Here is a 14,637-nt window from a genome sequence, read left to right on the forward strand (position 1 = left end):
ATTAAAATCCCTTCTTTTCTTAACCTATCGTTTTATCCCACTTTAACGGGCAGTAAGACTCCCACCTCAAAATCCGGCGAATACGAGGAAGTTAGGTGGGAGATCAACTGCCCGTAAAAGCCCGATTGGTGAAGGCTAATAATCAGTGGGGGGATGCCCCTCCACTGATTAAAGTTTCACTTTATTATAACAAAACTAAAGACCTCTCCACCACTTTCTTCCATTTGTTCTTTTTTAAAAGACGCTACATTATTGTATCCAGAAACGAAAAAAGAGATGCCCCATAAAAGGACATCATCTTTATATATATTTTCATTTTTACACTTGCGGTTCAGTTACTGGTTTTTCTACTTTTTTATTTCCTTTACCCTTTTTCAAACGACGGTTTTCAAGCATTAACCAAATTTGAGAAGCAACGAAAATAGAAGAGTACGTACCTACAACTAATCCAATTAATAACGCAAGTGAGAAGTTACGCAGTGATTCACTACCGAAAATAAGTAGTGCAATTACTGGGAACAACACTGTTAATACTGTATTAATTGAGCGACCAATTGTTTGACGAATACTTGCGTTTACGATTTCTTCTAAATCTTTTATGTCACGAACTCGTTTTTTCTGTTTGTATAACTCACGGTTTCTATCGAACGTAACGATGGAGTCATTGATAGAATAACCGATAATTGTTAACACAGCAGCGATAAACGTTAAATCTACCTCTATTTGGAAAAGACTAAATATAACAATCATAACGAATGCATCGTGTAATAATGCGATTACTGCAGATACTGCGTACGTAAGGCGGAAGCGAATGCTTACGTATAAAATAATAACCACTGATGCAATCAGAACTGCAATAAATGCATTTCGTGCAATTTCTTTACCGATTGTCGGTGAAACTGTACTTATGTTTGGTTCTGTCCCGTATTTATCATGGAAGAATGTTTTCGTTTTCGCAATTTCATCTTTTGATAGAACACCTAATGTACGAACTGCGAAACCTTTATTGTCATTACCAGTCGGTACAATATTTTCTTCTTTCACATCAATCTTCAGTTCGTTGAAATCTTTATGAACGTCAGACACAGTAAGTGCTTGTTTTGATTGCAAGTCAATACGTGTACCACTTGCAAAGTCAATTCCAAGGTTCATTTTGAAGATCGGTAATATAATTGCCCCAGCAATTACAACTACAAGTGAGAATAAGAAGAATTTATGACCGATATTTACGAAGTTAATACGATCAAATCTCGTCGGTGGATGTACTACACCTTTTGTTAATGGAATAATATCCTTTTCCTTAACACCAAAGTAAGATGGCTTTTTATCGAAGTAACGGCTCTTTACAAGTAAACCTAGTAAGAAACGAGTACCGAATACGTTCGTAATAAAACCAACTAAAATACTTACGATTAAACTTGTTGCGAAACCTTTTACAGAGCTATTACCGTAAGCGAATAAGACACCTGCTGCTGCAATTGTTGTAATGTTCGCATCTAATATTGTCGATAATGAACGATGGTTACCAGCACGAAATGCTGACATCATCGATTTACCAATTTTCAGCTCTTCCTTTAACCTCTCGTACGTAATGATATTCGCATCAACTGCGATACCAACCCCGAGCACTAATGCCGCAATACCTGGTAACGTAAGAACTGCATGCATCCAGTTAAAGACAAGTAAAGTAACGAAAATGTATAAACCTAACATAATAACCGCTACAAGTCCTGGTAGACGGTAGAATACAAGCATGAATAAGAAGATAATAGCAATACCGATCGCACTAGCGAAAATCGTTTGCTCTAATGCTTGTTGACCAAATTTCGCTCCAACAGATGTTGAATACATTTCTTTTAAATCAACAGGAAGTGCCCCTGCATTTAATAAAGATGACAGTTCTTTCGCACTTTCAACTGTGAAGTTTCCACCTACGATAGATACTTCAGCTTGATTAAATACTTGGTCTACTGTTGCTGCTGATAAAAACTTCGGATTCGGTTTTGCAGATTCTGCTTTATATGAATCTTTTCCTTCTTCAAAATCAAGCCAGATTACCATTAAATTCGTTGGTGGTGGCATTTTTGAAATCTTTTCAGTTACTTCACGGAATTTTTCAGCGCTTTTTAACGTAAGTCCCACACTTGGACGACCTTTATCATCAAATGTTTGCTTCGCTCCGCCGCCTTTTAAATCCGTTCCGTCCATAAGAAGATTGTCATTCACATCACGGAATGTTAATTTCGCTTGTGTTGATAACATTTCACGCGCTTTTTGCTGATCTTGTACACCAGCAAGCTGGACACGGATTCGATCTTCTCCTTCAATTTGAATGTTCGGCTCACTTACACCGAGAACATTGACACGATTTTCAAGAGCACCTACTGTACTTACAAGTGCATTACGATCGATTTTATCACCTTTTTTGGCTGGCTTTACTTCATATAGAATTTCAAAACCACCGCGAAGGTCTAGTCCTAGACTAATTCCTTTTGCTATGTCTTTTCCTGCCGCACCAATTACTCCACCAATTAATAAAACGATGAGGAAAAAGGCGGCAATTCTTGTACCACGCTTTGCCATATGTACCCTCTTTCTGCTACTAACACATTCCATACATCACTTGATTCACTTGCAATAAGTAAATCTCTATACCTATATGCTTGTCTAGTTAGTAGACTTCCTTTCTGTAAAATACATGTGTTTCTTGCTAGTTCATCACTAGCTGTGTCGGTAAAACCTACGTAATACCTACACTTTCATTATTTATTTTCCTCTTCACTACCTCCTTTATATATAATCTTAGACATAATTAATTCCTCTTTATTAATACCTATCATTATACTGCAAAAGGAAGAACAAACCAATTACAGTCGGTTATTTATTTTCATATTCATCAAACGACCAAAGTGGCTCTTGATATGCTTCAACGGTTAAATAAGTCATATATTCATTAGCAGTTACTCTTAATACATCATTTACTAATTCATATAATCTAACATCGCTGTCTATCTTTTTCCACTTTTTCACCTTAAGGAATTTCCAAATATCATTATCTGTCACCCGGTCGTAACCGAACATTTGAAACTCTTCTACTTTACTTTCTAAAACGACTTGTAACTGTCCGCGGTATGATTCTACCAAATCTTCTTTTTCTAACATACGTAACATCTCCTTATAGTTTCAGCACGAAAAGTCGCTTTTAATCCCGCTCTAATGGACAGTAATAACTACTTTCAAGAGCATTATCATACTCCACTCTCTTAAATGCTTGTCATTCTTGTCTCATACGTGCATATAAATTATTGTAAATCATTCCATTGATTTTGAGAAGGTAGGAGAGGACCATGACGAAACAAAGCTTTTTAAAAGGTGCATTTATTTTAATGATAGCCGGTTTTATCACAAAAATCCTTGGGTTTATTAACCGCATTGTAATGGCACGTATTTTAGGAGAAGAAGGCGTTGGCCTTTATATGATGGCTGTTCCCACCTTTATTTTAGCAATTACATTAACACAAATCGGCCTTCCTGTTGCGATTGCAAAATTTGTAGCAGAAGCGGAAGCAGTGAACGATAAACAAAGGGTTAAAAAAATATTAACTGTTTCGCTGGCAGTTACATCCGTTATTAGTATCATTTTAACAATTGCGATTATGCTAATCACACCTATTTTAGCAAAAACATTATTAACAGATGAAAGAACATACTATCCATTAATGGCCATTTTACCTGTTGTCCCTGTTATTGCAGTTTCTTCTGTTTTACGTGGTTACTTCCAAGGGAAACAAAATATGAAACCAAGCGCTTATGCCCAAGTTTTAGAGCAAGTCGTCCGCATTACCATTATCGCTGTATGCATTCGTTTATTTTTACCTTATGGCGTAGAATATGCTGCAGCCGGTGCCATGCTATCAGCTGTTCTTGGCGAAGTTGCATCTTTATTATTTTTACTTACTTTATTCCAACGTGAAAAACATTTATCTATACGCTCTGGATTTTTCACTACTGTAAAGGAGAGCAAAAATACATTTTATTCCCTTATGGACATTGCACTCCCAACTACAGGAAGCCGTTTAATTGGTTCCGTTTCTTATTTTTTTGAACCTATCGTCGTTATGCAAAGCTTAGCGATTGCTGGAGTCGCTGCTTCTGTCGCAACTCAGCAATACGGTATATTAAACGGTTATGCGTTCCCACTTCTATCACTGCCAGCCTTTATTACATATGCTCTTTCTACAGCACTTGTCCCATCAATTAGCGAGGCAATGGCAAAGAGGCAAAACAAATTAGTGGAACACCGATTACAACAAGCCCTTCGAATCTCATTAATTACTGGTGGATGGTCAGTCGTAATATTATACGTATTTGCTTCTCCTATTTTAACTCTCATGTACGGATCAGACAGCGCGACAGCGTTCATCCAACTTCTTGCGCCTTGCTTTTTATTTCATTATTTCCAAAGTCCTCTTACATCTGTGTTGCAAGCTTTAAATTTAGCACGAGCCGCTATGATGAACACATTTATTGGAGCCATCGTAAAATTAATCGTTATTTTTGTACTCGCTTCACGGCCAGAGTTTCAAATGATGGGGGTTGCACTTGCTATCGCTGCAAATATAGTGACGGTAACATTCCTTCACTATGCTACTGTTTTAAAGAAGATTACATTTACGATTTACGCAAAAGACTATATTTTCGGTGGGATTGCTATCGGGATTGCTGGTGCTTTCGGTTTTTATCTTCATACGCATATCGTTTTTTCTCATTCACTTGGCGTACAAACATTATGGGAGATCACCTTAACAACCATCGTTTATATTGTTCTCCTCTTCGTTTTCAAAATCATTCGAAAAGAAGAGTTAAGTCGACTCCCTATCATTCGTAAACTTTCATTTTTAAAGTAAAGTGAAACTTTAGTCAGTGGGGGGCATCCCCCACTGACTATTAGCCCGCACCAATCGGGCTTACCATTCAAAATGGTAAGCCTCTAATTTTCTTTCAAATCAACAAAAAATTGTCCATTTTGAAAACTACAATATAAAATCTGTTTCACATCTTTATAACCTAAGTTATTCAATTTTTCAACGAGCCATTCATCTGTATGCTCAATCATTTGCAAATGATGGTATTGAATTTCTCCATCAATAATTAGTGGGAGTGTAAAAATTGGTGTATCATTTTTACTCTTTTTACTTTTTTGTTTTTGAAAGACAGATAACTTCCCAGTTGGTTCTAAAATAGCGTATTCTACATCACGTACATCTCCGACTCCTTGCTCCCGTAGTTGCATCATTAAATCATCTATGCTATACCGCTGCTTCCGCATCTTTTTTTCATCAATTTTACCTGCATTTACAAGAATAGCCGGCTCCCCTTCTATTAAATGCCGAAAACGTTGAAACTTTAATGAAATGACTGACAAAATGATTTGTATACACATAAGAAAAGTCATTGGAACTAATTGATGCCAAAGTGACTTATCTGTATTTTCAATTGCCACTACAGCCATTTCACCGAGCATAATGAATACAACTAAATCTAATACACTTAATTCTCCAATTTCACGTTTACCCATAAGACGAAAAATAATTAAAATGATTATATACAACAGCATTGTTCGTCCAATTATTGATACCCATTCCATTTCTACATCTCCTTTTTTACTTATAGGTTCCCCCACAAAAAAGAAACTAGTCTAACTTAAACAAAATGAAAATATGCTTGTATTAAAAAGGGGGAATGCATAATGGATGGAACGAAAAAATTATCAACTGCAATTGGCTTTGGTATTATCACCCTATTAATTCTCGCATCTATTACAAGTATGATTATGGCTCTTTTATTAAAATTCACTAATATTGGCGAAGAGACATTAGCGGTTACCATTTTTATACTAGCTCTTCTATCTACTCTCATATCCGGATTTGTAGCTGGTAAAAAGGCAAAAGGAAAAGGATGGTTAGTCGGCCTCACAACAGGACTCACATTCACTCTTCTCGTCTTTCTCGTTAACTATTTAGGCTTCTCTCAAACTTTATCGAACTCACAGTTACTCTACCAATTAGCATTAATGGGTGCGAGTACACTCGGAGGTATTTTCGGTGTAAATATGTCAAAACAAAATAATTAAAAAAGGCCCTGCACATTTCATGCAGGGCCTTCATCATTAGTTTTTCACAACTTCACGAATCGCATTGCGATCGAAAGTTAAGTGTGAACCACCAGATTTAATAACGATTTTCGTTTCATCTACTGATTCGATTGTACCGTGTAAACCACCGATTGTTACGATAGCATCACCTTTTGTTAACTCGCTTTGCATTTGAGCAACTGCTTTTTGACGTTTTTGTTGCGGGCGAATTAATAAGAAATAGAAAATCGCAAACATCGCAACGATCATAACGATATTCATCATACCTGGATTCATCTTTTGTTCCTCCTTTTAAATTATGTATTAGAAGTTTTTAGCATTCGGTTTATTAAAGCCATACTGTTCAAAGAACTCTTCGCGGAAATCGCCAAGACGGTCTTCACGAATAGCTTGTCTCACCTGCTCCATTAAGTTTAACAGAAAATGAAGGTTGTGATAAGACGTTAAACGAATTCCGAACGTTTCATCACATTTCATTAAGTGACGAATGTACGCACGAGAGTAATTTTTACATGTGTAGCAATCACAGTTTGGATCAAGCGGACCGAAATCTCTAGCAAATTTCGCGTTTTTCACAACTAAGCGACCTTCACTTGTCATACATGTACCATTTCGGGCAATACGAGTTGGAAGTACGCAGTCAAACATATCAATACCACGAATCGCACCATCAATTAATGAGTCAGGAGAACCGACTCCCATTAAGTAACGTGGCTTATTATCTGGAAGAAGTGGTGTTGTAAATTCAAGTACACGGTTCATAATATCTTTTGGCTCTCCAACAGATAAACCACCTACAGCGTAACCAGGGAAGTCCATTGAAACAAGATCTTTCGCACTTTGACGACGAAGCTCTTCAAACTCTCCGCCCTGTACAATACCGAATAAACCTTGGTCTTGTGGACGCTCATGTGCCTTTAGACAACGCTCTGCCCAACGGCTTGTACGCTCTACAGACTTTTTCATATATTCAAAAGTAGCTGGGAACGGTGGACACTCGTCAAATGCCATCATGATATCTGAACCTAATGCATTTTGAATTTCCATCGCTTTTTCTGGTGATAAGAATAATTTATCCCCATTTAAGTGATTACGGAAATGAACGCCTTCCTCTTCAATACGGCGGAAGTCACTTAAACTGAATACTTGGAAACCACCTGAATCCGTTAAGATTGCACGGTCCCAGTTCATAAATTTATGCAAACCGCCTGCTTCACGAACAATCTCGTGACCTGGGCGTAGCCATAAATGATACGTATTACTTAAAATAATACCAGAATCCATCGCTTTTAATTCTTCTGGTGACATCGTTTTAACTGTTGCAAGTGTACCAACTGGCATAAATGTTGGTGTATCAAATGAACCGTGTGGCGTATGCACACGTCCTAAACGCGCACCCGTTTGTTTACAAGTTTTAATAAATTCATAACGAATTGCTGTCATAATTTACTCCTTTTATTTGTTTCTCATTTTAGTGTGAGATGCAACGAACATCGCATCACCAAAGCTAAAGAAACGATATTTTTCTTTTACTGCTTCATTATATGCATGAAGTACATTATCTCTATTTGCGAATGCACTTACAAGCATAATTAATGTTGATTTCGGCAAATGGAAGTTTGTAATTAAACCATCAATTGCTTTAAATTCATATCCTGGGTACATAAAAATATCTGTCCATCCAGAAGCGGCACAAAGCTTACCATCATGATCTGTCGCAATCGTTTCTAATGTACGAGTTGATGTCGTACCTACTGTAATAATACGTCCACCATTCTCTTTCACACGGTTTAATAACGCAGCTGTCTCTTCAGACATATGGTAATACTCTGCATGCATATGATGCTCTTCAATAGTATCTGCAGAAACTGGTCTAAATGTTCCAAGTCCTACATGGAGCGTAATAAATGCTAATTGAACGCCTTTTTGCTTCAATTTCTCGAGTAACTCTTCTGTAAAGTGAAGTCCAGCTGTCGGTGCTGCTGCTGAACCAATTTCCTTCGCATATACCGTTTGATAACGATCGCGATCTTCCAACGTCTCTTTAATATACGGAGGAAGTGGCATTTCTCCAAGTTCGTCTAAAATTTCATAAAAGATGCCGTCATATGAAAACTCAAGTTGACGCCCACCTTGATCTGCAGTTCCTGTGCAAGTTGCTTTTAACTTTCCTTCACCAAAAGAGATTACAGTACCTTCTTTTACACGCTTCGCTGGCTTGACAAGTGTTTCCCACTTATCGCCTTCCTCTTGTTTTAAAAGAAGCACTTCGATATGTGCACCTGTATCTTCTTTCACACCGTGCAAGCGAGCAGGCATAACTTTCGTTTCATTTAAAACTAAGCAATCCCCCTCATGTAAGTAAGAAAGAATGTCCGTAAAATGTTTATGCTCAATATCCCCTGTTTCACGGTCTAACACCATCAATCTTGATGTTTCACGCTCTTCAAGCGGGATTTGTGCAATAAGCTCTTCTGGTAAATGAAAATCAAACAGATTAATATCCATAACTATATCCACCTATTTCTTATTTGAATCGATTTATTATATACATAACAAAAGATAATACAATACTTAACACAATACATGTAATGATAGGAAAATAAAAGGTAACGTTTCCTTTTTTCACAAAAACATCGCCTGGAAGCCTTCCAATAAACTTCCAAGCTAGACCAACAACAATGAGTAAAATACCAGCTGTAATAAGCAGCTTTGGCATCTCCGTCATACCTTTGGCATCTCCATCCCAAAATGTTCATATGCGAGTGGGGTTACTATTCGGCCTCTTGGCGTTCGTTGTAAAAAGCCAATTTGTAATAAATACGGCTCATACACATCTTCAATCGTATGAGATTCTTCTCCAATCGTTGCCGAAACTGTTTCTAACCCAACTGGACCACCACGGAACTTTTCAATAATACCAAGCAGTAATTTATGGTCAATATGATCAAGTCCTAATTTATCTACTTGTAATAGCTCTAACGCCATTTGTGTAATTTCCATCGCAATCGTTCCGTCACTGCGAACTTGCGCGAAGTCACGTACACGTCGTAATAGACGATTCGCAATACGAGGTGTACCACGGGCACGTCTTGCAATTTCTAGTGCTGCCAACGAATCAATCTCCACTTCGAATACTTCCGCTGTGCGTTCTACAATCGCAGAAAGCTGATCTACTGTATAATACTCTAATCGTGAAAGTACACCGAAACGGTCACGAAGTGGTGCTGATAATGCACCTGCACGCGTCGTTGCCCCAACTAGTGTAAATGGGGGTAAGTCTAGACGTACAGATCGAGCTGACGGTCCTTTCCCAATAACGATATCAAGGCAAAAGTCTTCCATCGCTGGGTATAACACTTCTTCAATAGATCTATGCAAACGATGAATTTCATCAATAAATAATACATCCCCAGGCTGAAGTGCTGTTAATACAGCCGCTAAATCTCCTGGTCTTTCAATTGCGGGACCTGACGTTGTTCGAATGTTAACACCCATTTCATTGGCAATAATATTCGCAAGCGTCGTTTTACCAAGTCCAGGTGGTCCATATAAAAGTACGTGATCTAACGTTTCTTCACGCATTTTCGCCGCTTCAATAAAAACTTCTAAATTATGTTTCGCTTTATCTTGGCCAATATACTGACGGAGCGTCTGTGGCCGTAATGAATATTCTAAATCTGCATCTTCATATACAGATTCCCCTGAAAGGAGACGTTCGTCCATTATACTCACCTCTTACCATTTAGTAAAAGACTAAGTGCCTTTTTAATATATTGATCCGTCGTTAGTGATTCTTTTAATAATTCTGGTACAACGCGAGAAACTTCTCGTTCTGCATAACCGAGTGCACGCAGTGCTTCCAGCGCTTCATCAAGTTCAACTGATGAACCTTTCTTCTCATCAAAACTTTCGACATCTGAGAACAAATCAACAAACGCATCTGGTACAACATCTGCTAATTTCCCTTTTAAATCTAAAATCATTTGGCGCGCTGTTTTCTTTCCGACACCTGGGAATTTCACTAAAAACTTCTCATCTTCATGTTCAATTGCTTGAACGACCTGTCCTGTTTGACCAGAAGCTAAAATTGCAAGAGCGCCTTTCGGTCCAATGCCTGATACACCTAACAATTTTGTAAATAATAAACGCTCTTCACGTGTTTTAAATCCGTAAAGTGCCATAATATCTTCTCTCACATAATGATATGTATAGACACGAATTTCTTGCTTACTTCTTTGAAAGACATATGGATTTGGTGTGAAAATTTGATAACCAATTCCATTATGATCAATTACGACATATTCCGGTCCTACATACTCCACGTAACCTGTAACATATTCAAACAAAATACGATCTCTCCCTCTCAAATCATGTATTCCATTTTAACATATTTAACAATAGAAAAGCGAGGCTACCCCAACAAATGTTCTCTGTTTAAAATTTCCGTTTTTTTCTATTGACATAAATACAGAAAGAACATTACTATACAATAGTCGATAATGATTATCAATATTAATTAAAGGGGTTACATCAGGATGAAAAAAAGGCTATTTATTTTATTTACTATCATGTTAGTTGTTCTTTCTATCGTTGGCTGCTCTTCTCAAAAAGATGAGTCAAAAGCGAAAGAACAACCGAAAACAAAAGTTGTCAAACATGCTAAAGGAGAAGCAACAATTCCAGTAAATCCAAAAAGAATTGTTGACTTATCTGGATCAACAGAAGAATTGTTACTTCTTGGACATAAACCTGTTGGTACAGCAAATACATATAAAGATAAAATCCAAAATCATTTAACAGAAAAGCTAGACGGAGTAAAAGCTGTTGGCTGGTATTGGGCACCTAAAGTTGATTTAGAAGCTGTTACTGCTTTAAAACCAGACTTAATTATTTTAAACAATCGTCAATTGAAAATTTATGATCAACTAGAAAAGGTGGCACCAACAGTTGTTCTAGAAACAAATCTAGAAGACTGGCGCGGTAAGTTTAAAGAAGTAGGTAAACTATTTGACGAAGAAAAGAAAGCTGATAAATGGATTACAGACTACGATAAAAAAGCAGACTCTTTATCTAAAAAAATTAAAGAAAAAACAAAAGACGAAAACTTTATGTTCGTTGCAGTAACACCACAAAACTTCCGTGTATACGGTAGCTTCGGATATGGTGACATCATCTTTAACGACTTAAAACTTCCAGCAACAAAAGGTACAGACTTAAAACAAACGATGGCACAAGTATCACTAGAAGGTCTCGTTGCATTCCAGCCCGATCAAATGTTCATTGTAAACTTCGGCGGCGAAGCTGATAAAGTGTATGAAGACTATAAAAACAGTGCAGTTTGGAAAGATAATAAAGCAGTGAAAAATAATCACGTATACGAAGTATCGAATGAAGTCTTCAATACGAAAGCATTTAATCCAATCGGAAAAGATATGCTAATTGATGAAATTGCTAAACAAATTTTAGATAAAAATAAATAAGAAAAGCAGCTCGCACCAGAGCTGCTTTTCTTACTTTCTCACTGCATACTGCTTCATTTTTTCAATGGTCTTCACAAAACCTTCTTTTGATTTTATACGAATGCCACGTTTTAATTTCGCACGCTCATAACTTTCAAGCTTTTTCATATCAATTTGAAAAAATGAGTGAATCGCATTATCACTTTTCGGTACCCCTTTAAAAATTTGTAATATTCCTTCCTCTGAAACACCAAAATAACCACTTGTTTTCAATAAAGGTGAAATATCATCAATTTTCTTTTGTAATACGATTTGTACATCATCACGATCAACAAGTTGCCACTCTTTATATTGCTGCAAAAACTGCTCCAAATTCACTACTTTTTCCGTAAATATTTCCTCACTTACTTCTCCATCAACATACATACGCTCTAATAAAATTGTAACTTGAGGTTCTTTTTCTTTTACTTCTGGTACTGGCCCTTCCGCCCTCACACTCGTTTCATAAACTAAACAAAACACCATAACGAAAGCTTGCACTGCAATCAGTATCCATTTCATTTCCGTTCACCTCTTCTAGGCAAAATCATACTTTCATTTGTAGTTTTTCCGGAAATGGGGGTTTTATCCCTAATTCATAGAATACCCCTATTAAGAATTATAGAATTCAATTTTTTGTACACCTTTACACTATTTCCCCCTATTTAGAATCGCAGTGATTATGTGAAGGTAGTTTTTTATCTTTATTGGATTGCATTGTAGCAATGATAAGTGAGCCATTCATAGTAGAAGTATAGTGAAGTCCCATAAAGAAAAAAACGTTGTACCCAAAATTACCACTACATATTAATTCTTTTGAGAATATTCGTAAATACATTCCGAATATTCCGTCATTAAAACCAACAAAAAAGTGAAGTTTAGATTTCTCTAAACTTCACTTTATCTTTATAAAATATGAAAGACGCCTGCATAGCAGGCGTCTTGATGCGTTTACGGCGAGAGACCAGGCGACCACATTCGCGTGTTTAGCACTTAAGCATATCTCTCGTCTTACGTAAATTAGCTCATCGCTTTGCTAATATAACATTAATAAGATAGAAGCGCAACATGTTTATAAAAATATTCCATTTCCTTTTTTGCCCAAATAAAGTTTATGTAAATTATAAATTGATTAATGCAATATATATGTTACAATTAATACTATAAATATAAACAGGGGCTGAATGCTTTGAAAAAAATTAAAGATGAACGTCTCATTCTTCAAACATTAAAAACATACGTATTGCCTTTCTCTTTCAATCAATTGGTATAATCGGAATTTTAGGTTATATCGGATTCACTGAAGGAATGGATCAAATTACGAAATCTCCATTATGGTTATTATTTATTCTTACAAGTATTTTACTTAGCTATTTACAATTAAGTATTTCAATCGATGTAGAAGAAAGCGAAAAGGAAATAAAGTTAACTCCTTATTACAAACTTGTCTTACGCTCCCTTATTGTAGGGATTATTATGGCTATTATTTATATCATTTTCAGTCCAGAGAGACCTCTGTTTGAAGCTACCCTTACAGGTAGTATCCTCTTCGTATGCTTTTTAACTTCTTATTCCGTTAGTTATCTCATTAAAAAACGTCGTTTAGAAGACGAAGATGAATAAAGAGGAAGGGATTCCCCTTCCTCTTTATTGTTATCGCACTGTACCAGTTAAACCGTAACGAATGTCTCGGAACATATTTGTTATGTCACGATTAAAATCGTTTGTAACTGTACCATTACGCAGACGCGTACTCATTGCATCAACACGAGTAAACATGTCGTTTCTTACAGAGACGTACACGTTTCTGTTTCCAGCTTCACTCGCAACAGCTTGACGAATTTCGTTTGCCATCGCTGTTTCATCTGTCGCTGTATTACGTGGTTTTACCGCAATCGCTACATCGTTTCCATATACAACTGTAGAAACTCGATCTACGTTATTCATACGTTTCACACGATTCGTAATTTTTTCTGCAGTTTTACCATCATTGTTAATGTATGAATTGTTCATTGTAATATTACGTGTTGGGTGCGGATTAGCAATTTGTCCATTGTAATTTACATCACGGTAATAATTATATCCGGTACCGTTACGATTATCATACACATTGTCTGTTGCTCTGTTTCCATTTCGGTATGTTACATAATCTGTATAACGATCGTTACCCGTTACATTAGTACGATTTGGATGTGTATCATTATAAGATGTACGCTCGTAATTATAATTACGCCCGTCCATCGCAGTTTTCTCTTTAGGTGTACCACATGCAGCTAACGCACTGGTAACTAACAAAGAAGCAGCAATAATTTTAACTTTCGTATTCAATACAAAAACCCCCCTTGTTAGAATGCACTTCTCTTTTCGAAAAGCTCCCTCTTATGATGAGTAACAGAGAGGTTTTTTACACTGTTAATATTTCACTAGGAATTTTCTAGCACTTGATGTAAATCTCACGTTTTCTTAACTACCACAAATACAAAAAAGGCGGGAATAATCCCACCTTTTTTAAACTTCCTCTTCGTCCTCTTCTTCTGAAACTGGTTCTCCAAATACATTTGGCGGATCTGGCTGATAATACATCGTTCCCGGCTGCGGTGCATATGCTGGCTGAGTCGGTTGATAATATAAAGGATTGGCGTATTGTGGTCCACCTGGTTGCGGACTATATAACCTACTTTCTCCTCCGCATCCACAATCTTCCTCACCTTGCACGAGTGGTGGCATATTATTATCCATTGGCATCATATTCGGATTTGGCATAGAAGTATATTGTGGTGCTACCTGTGCACCTTGTTGATATGGCATATTATAGTATGGATTTTGTTGTTGATAATGCGGATATGGCGGCATCATTGGCATTTGATTTGGCATCATATTCGGCATTTGATTGTTATCCATTATTGGCATCATATTCGGCATTTGATTGTTATCCATTATTGGCATCATGTTCGGCATTTGGTTGTTATCCATTATCGGCAT

General features: G+C 36.9%; 14 protein-coding genes and 4 pseudogenes. 5 read left to right on the forward strand and 13 right to left on the reverse strand.

Annotation, left to right across the window (positions count from 1 at the left end; all coding sequences use genetic code 11):
* Positions 1-95 precede the first annotated feature (95 nt).
* Positions 96-287 (forward strand): hypothetical protein, encoded by a 192-nt coding sequence (locus tag VK90_RS28385; RefSeq protein ID WP_082147859.1) that lies wholly within the window; start codon positions 96-98, stop codon positions 285-287.
* A 31-nt stretch (positions 288-318) separates the two neighbouring features.
* Here VK90_RS28385 and secDF read toward each other — a convergent pair whose 3' ends face one another.
* Together secDF and VK90_RS09755 are read right to left on the reverse strand one after the other, a co-directional pair.
* The gene (secDF, locus tag VK90_RS09750) at positions 319-2,583 is read right to left on the reverse strand and encodes a protein translocase subunit SecDF (protein WP_048372344.1); all 2,265 of its coding nucleotides are present in this window, start codon (positions 2,581-2,583) and stop codon (positions 319-321) included.
* 294 nt (positions 2,584-2,877) lie between these two features.
* Entirely contained in the window at positions 2,878-3,162 is a 285-nt protein-coding gene (locus VK90_RS09755) for a post-transcriptional regulator (RefSeq protein ID WP_048372346.1), read from the reverse strand.
* A gap of 185 nt (positions 3,163-3,347) precedes the next feature.
* Here VK90_RS09755 and spoVB point away from each other — a divergent pair, with 185 nt between their 5' ends.
* The gene (gene spoVB, locus VK90_RS09760; protein ID WP_048372349.1) at positions 3,348-4,907 is read left to right on the forward strand and encodes a stage V sporulation protein B; all 1,560 of its coding nucleotides are present in this window, start codon (positions 3,348-3,350) and stop codon (positions 4,905-4,907) included.
* Positions 4,908-4,990: 83 nt separating this feature from the next.
* Here the strand turns inward: spoVB and VK90_RS09765 are convergent, their stop codons facing one another.
* Positions 4,991-5,647 (reverse strand): DUF421 domain-containing protein, encoded by a 657-nt coding sequence (locus VK90_RS09765; protein ID WP_048372352.1) that lies wholly within the window; start codon positions 5,645-5,647, stop codon positions 4,991-4,993.
* A gap of 102 nt (positions 5,648-5,749) precedes the next feature.
* Between VK90_RS09765 and VK90_RS09770 the strand changes: the two genes are divergently transcribed.
* The gene (locus VK90_RS09770; protein WP_048372353.1) at positions 5,750-6,133 is read left to right on the forward strand and encodes a TIGR04086 family membrane protein; all 384 of its coding nucleotides are present in this window, start codon (positions 5,750-5,752) and stop codon (positions 6,131-6,133) included.
* 36 nt (positions 6,134-6,169) lie between these two features.
* Here the strand turns inward: VK90_RS09770 and yajC are convergent, their stop codons facing one another.
* Genes yajC through ruvA form a run of 6 tightly spaced genes read right to left on the reverse strand, consistent with a single transcriptional unit; the run spans position 6,170 to position 10,503 of the window.
* Positions 6,170-6,430, reverse strand: coding sequence for a preprotein translocase subunit YajC (gene yajC, locus VK90_RS09775; RefSeq protein WP_048372355.1), 261 nt, complete (start codon positions 6,428-6,430; stop codon positions 6,170-6,172).
* A 27-nt stretch (positions 6,431-6,457) separates the two neighbouring features.
* Positions 6,458-7,597 (reverse strand): tRNA guanosine(34) transglycosylase Tgt, encoded by a 1,140-nt coding sequence (tgt, locus tag VK90_RS09780; protein ID WP_000125372.1) that lies wholly within the window; start codon positions 7,595-7,597, stop codon positions 6,458-6,460.
* A 12-nt stretch (positions 7,598-7,609) separates the two neighbouring features.
* Positions 7,610-8,662 carry a tRNA preQ1(34) S-adenosylmethionine ribosyltransferase-isomerase QueA gene (gene queA, locus VK90_RS09785; RefSeq protein WP_048372359.1) on the reverse strand — a complete coding sequence of 351 codons (1,053 nt, stop codon included), beginning with the start codon at positions 8,660-8,662 and terminating at the stop codon, positions 7,610-7,612.
* Positions 8,663-8,681: 19 nt separating this feature from the next.
* The gene (locus VK90_RS09790) at positions 8,682-8,882 is read right to left on the reverse strand and encodes a DUF2905 domain-containing protein (RefSeq protein WP_048372360.1); all 201 of its coding nucleotides are present in this window, start codon (positions 8,880-8,882) and stop codon (positions 8,682-8,684) included.
* Positions 8,879-9,880: a Holliday junction branch migration DNA helicase RuvB gene (gene ruvB, locus VK90_RS09795; protein WP_025151209.1), complete on the reverse strand. Its 1,002-nt coding sequence runs from the start codon at positions 9,878-9,880 to the stop codon at positions 8,879-8,881. Before ruvB ends, VK90_RS09790 begins: the two co-directional genes overlap by 4 nt.
* A gap of 5 nt (positions 9,881-9,885) precedes the next feature.
* A complete protein-coding gene (gene ruvA / locus VK90_RS09800) occupies positions 9,886-10,503 on the reverse strand; it encodes a Holliday junction DNA helicase RuvA (RefSeq protein ID WP_000464514.1) in 618 nt (205 codons plus the stop codon).
* A gap of 189 nt (positions 10,504-10,692) precedes the next feature.
* Here ruvA and VK90_RS09805 point away from each other — a divergent pair, with 189 nt between their 5' ends.
* Positions 10,693-11,637 carry an iron-hydroxamate ABC transporter substrate-binding protein gene (locus VK90_RS09805; RefSeq protein WP_002173594.1) on the forward strand — a complete coding sequence of 315 codons (945 nt, stop codon included), beginning with the start codon at positions 10,693-10,695 and terminating at the stop codon, positions 11,635-11,637.
* Positions 11,638-11,651: 14 nt separating this feature from the next.
* On the opposite strand, the pseudogene VK90_RS09810 reads toward VK90_RS09805, so the two are convergent.
* Positions 11,652-12,177, reverse strand: a pseudogene (locus tag VK90_RS09810) (BofC C-terminal domain-containing protein); the annotation flags it as partial.
* 193 nt (positions 12,178-12,370) lie between these two features.
* Positions 12,371-12,457, reverse strand: a pseudogene (locus VK90_RS29815) (DMT family transporter); the annotation flags it as partial.
* A 387-nt stretch (positions 12,458-12,844) separates the two neighbouring features.
* Here VK90_RS29815 and VK90_RS09815 point away from each other — a divergent pair.
* Positions 12,845-13,278 (forward strand): annotated as a pseudogene (locus VK90_RS09815) (branched-chain amino acid ABC transporter substrate-binding protein).
* Positions 13,279-13,308: 30 nt separating this feature from the next.
* Here the strand turns inward: VK90_RS09815 and VK90_RS09820 are convergent.
* Together VK90_RS09820 and VK90_RS09825 are read right to left on the reverse strand one after the other, a co-directional pair.
* Complete coding sequence (locus tag VK90_RS09820) at positions 13,309-13,983, reverse strand: YhcN/YlaJ family sporulation lipoprotein (RefSeq protein ID WP_048372363.1); 675 nt, start codon at positions 13,981-13,983, stop codon at positions 13,309-13,311.
* Positions 13,984-14,163: 180 nt separating this feature from the next.
* Positions 14,164-14,637 (reverse strand): annotated as a pseudogene (locus tag VK90_RS09825) (spore coat protein); the annotation flags it as partial.

Origin of the sequence: Bacillus sp. LK2 (genome assembly GCF_001043575.1) — a bacterium.
GTDB lineage: Bacteria > Bacillota > Bacilli > Bacillales > Bacillaceae_G > Bacillus_A > Bacillus_A paramycoides.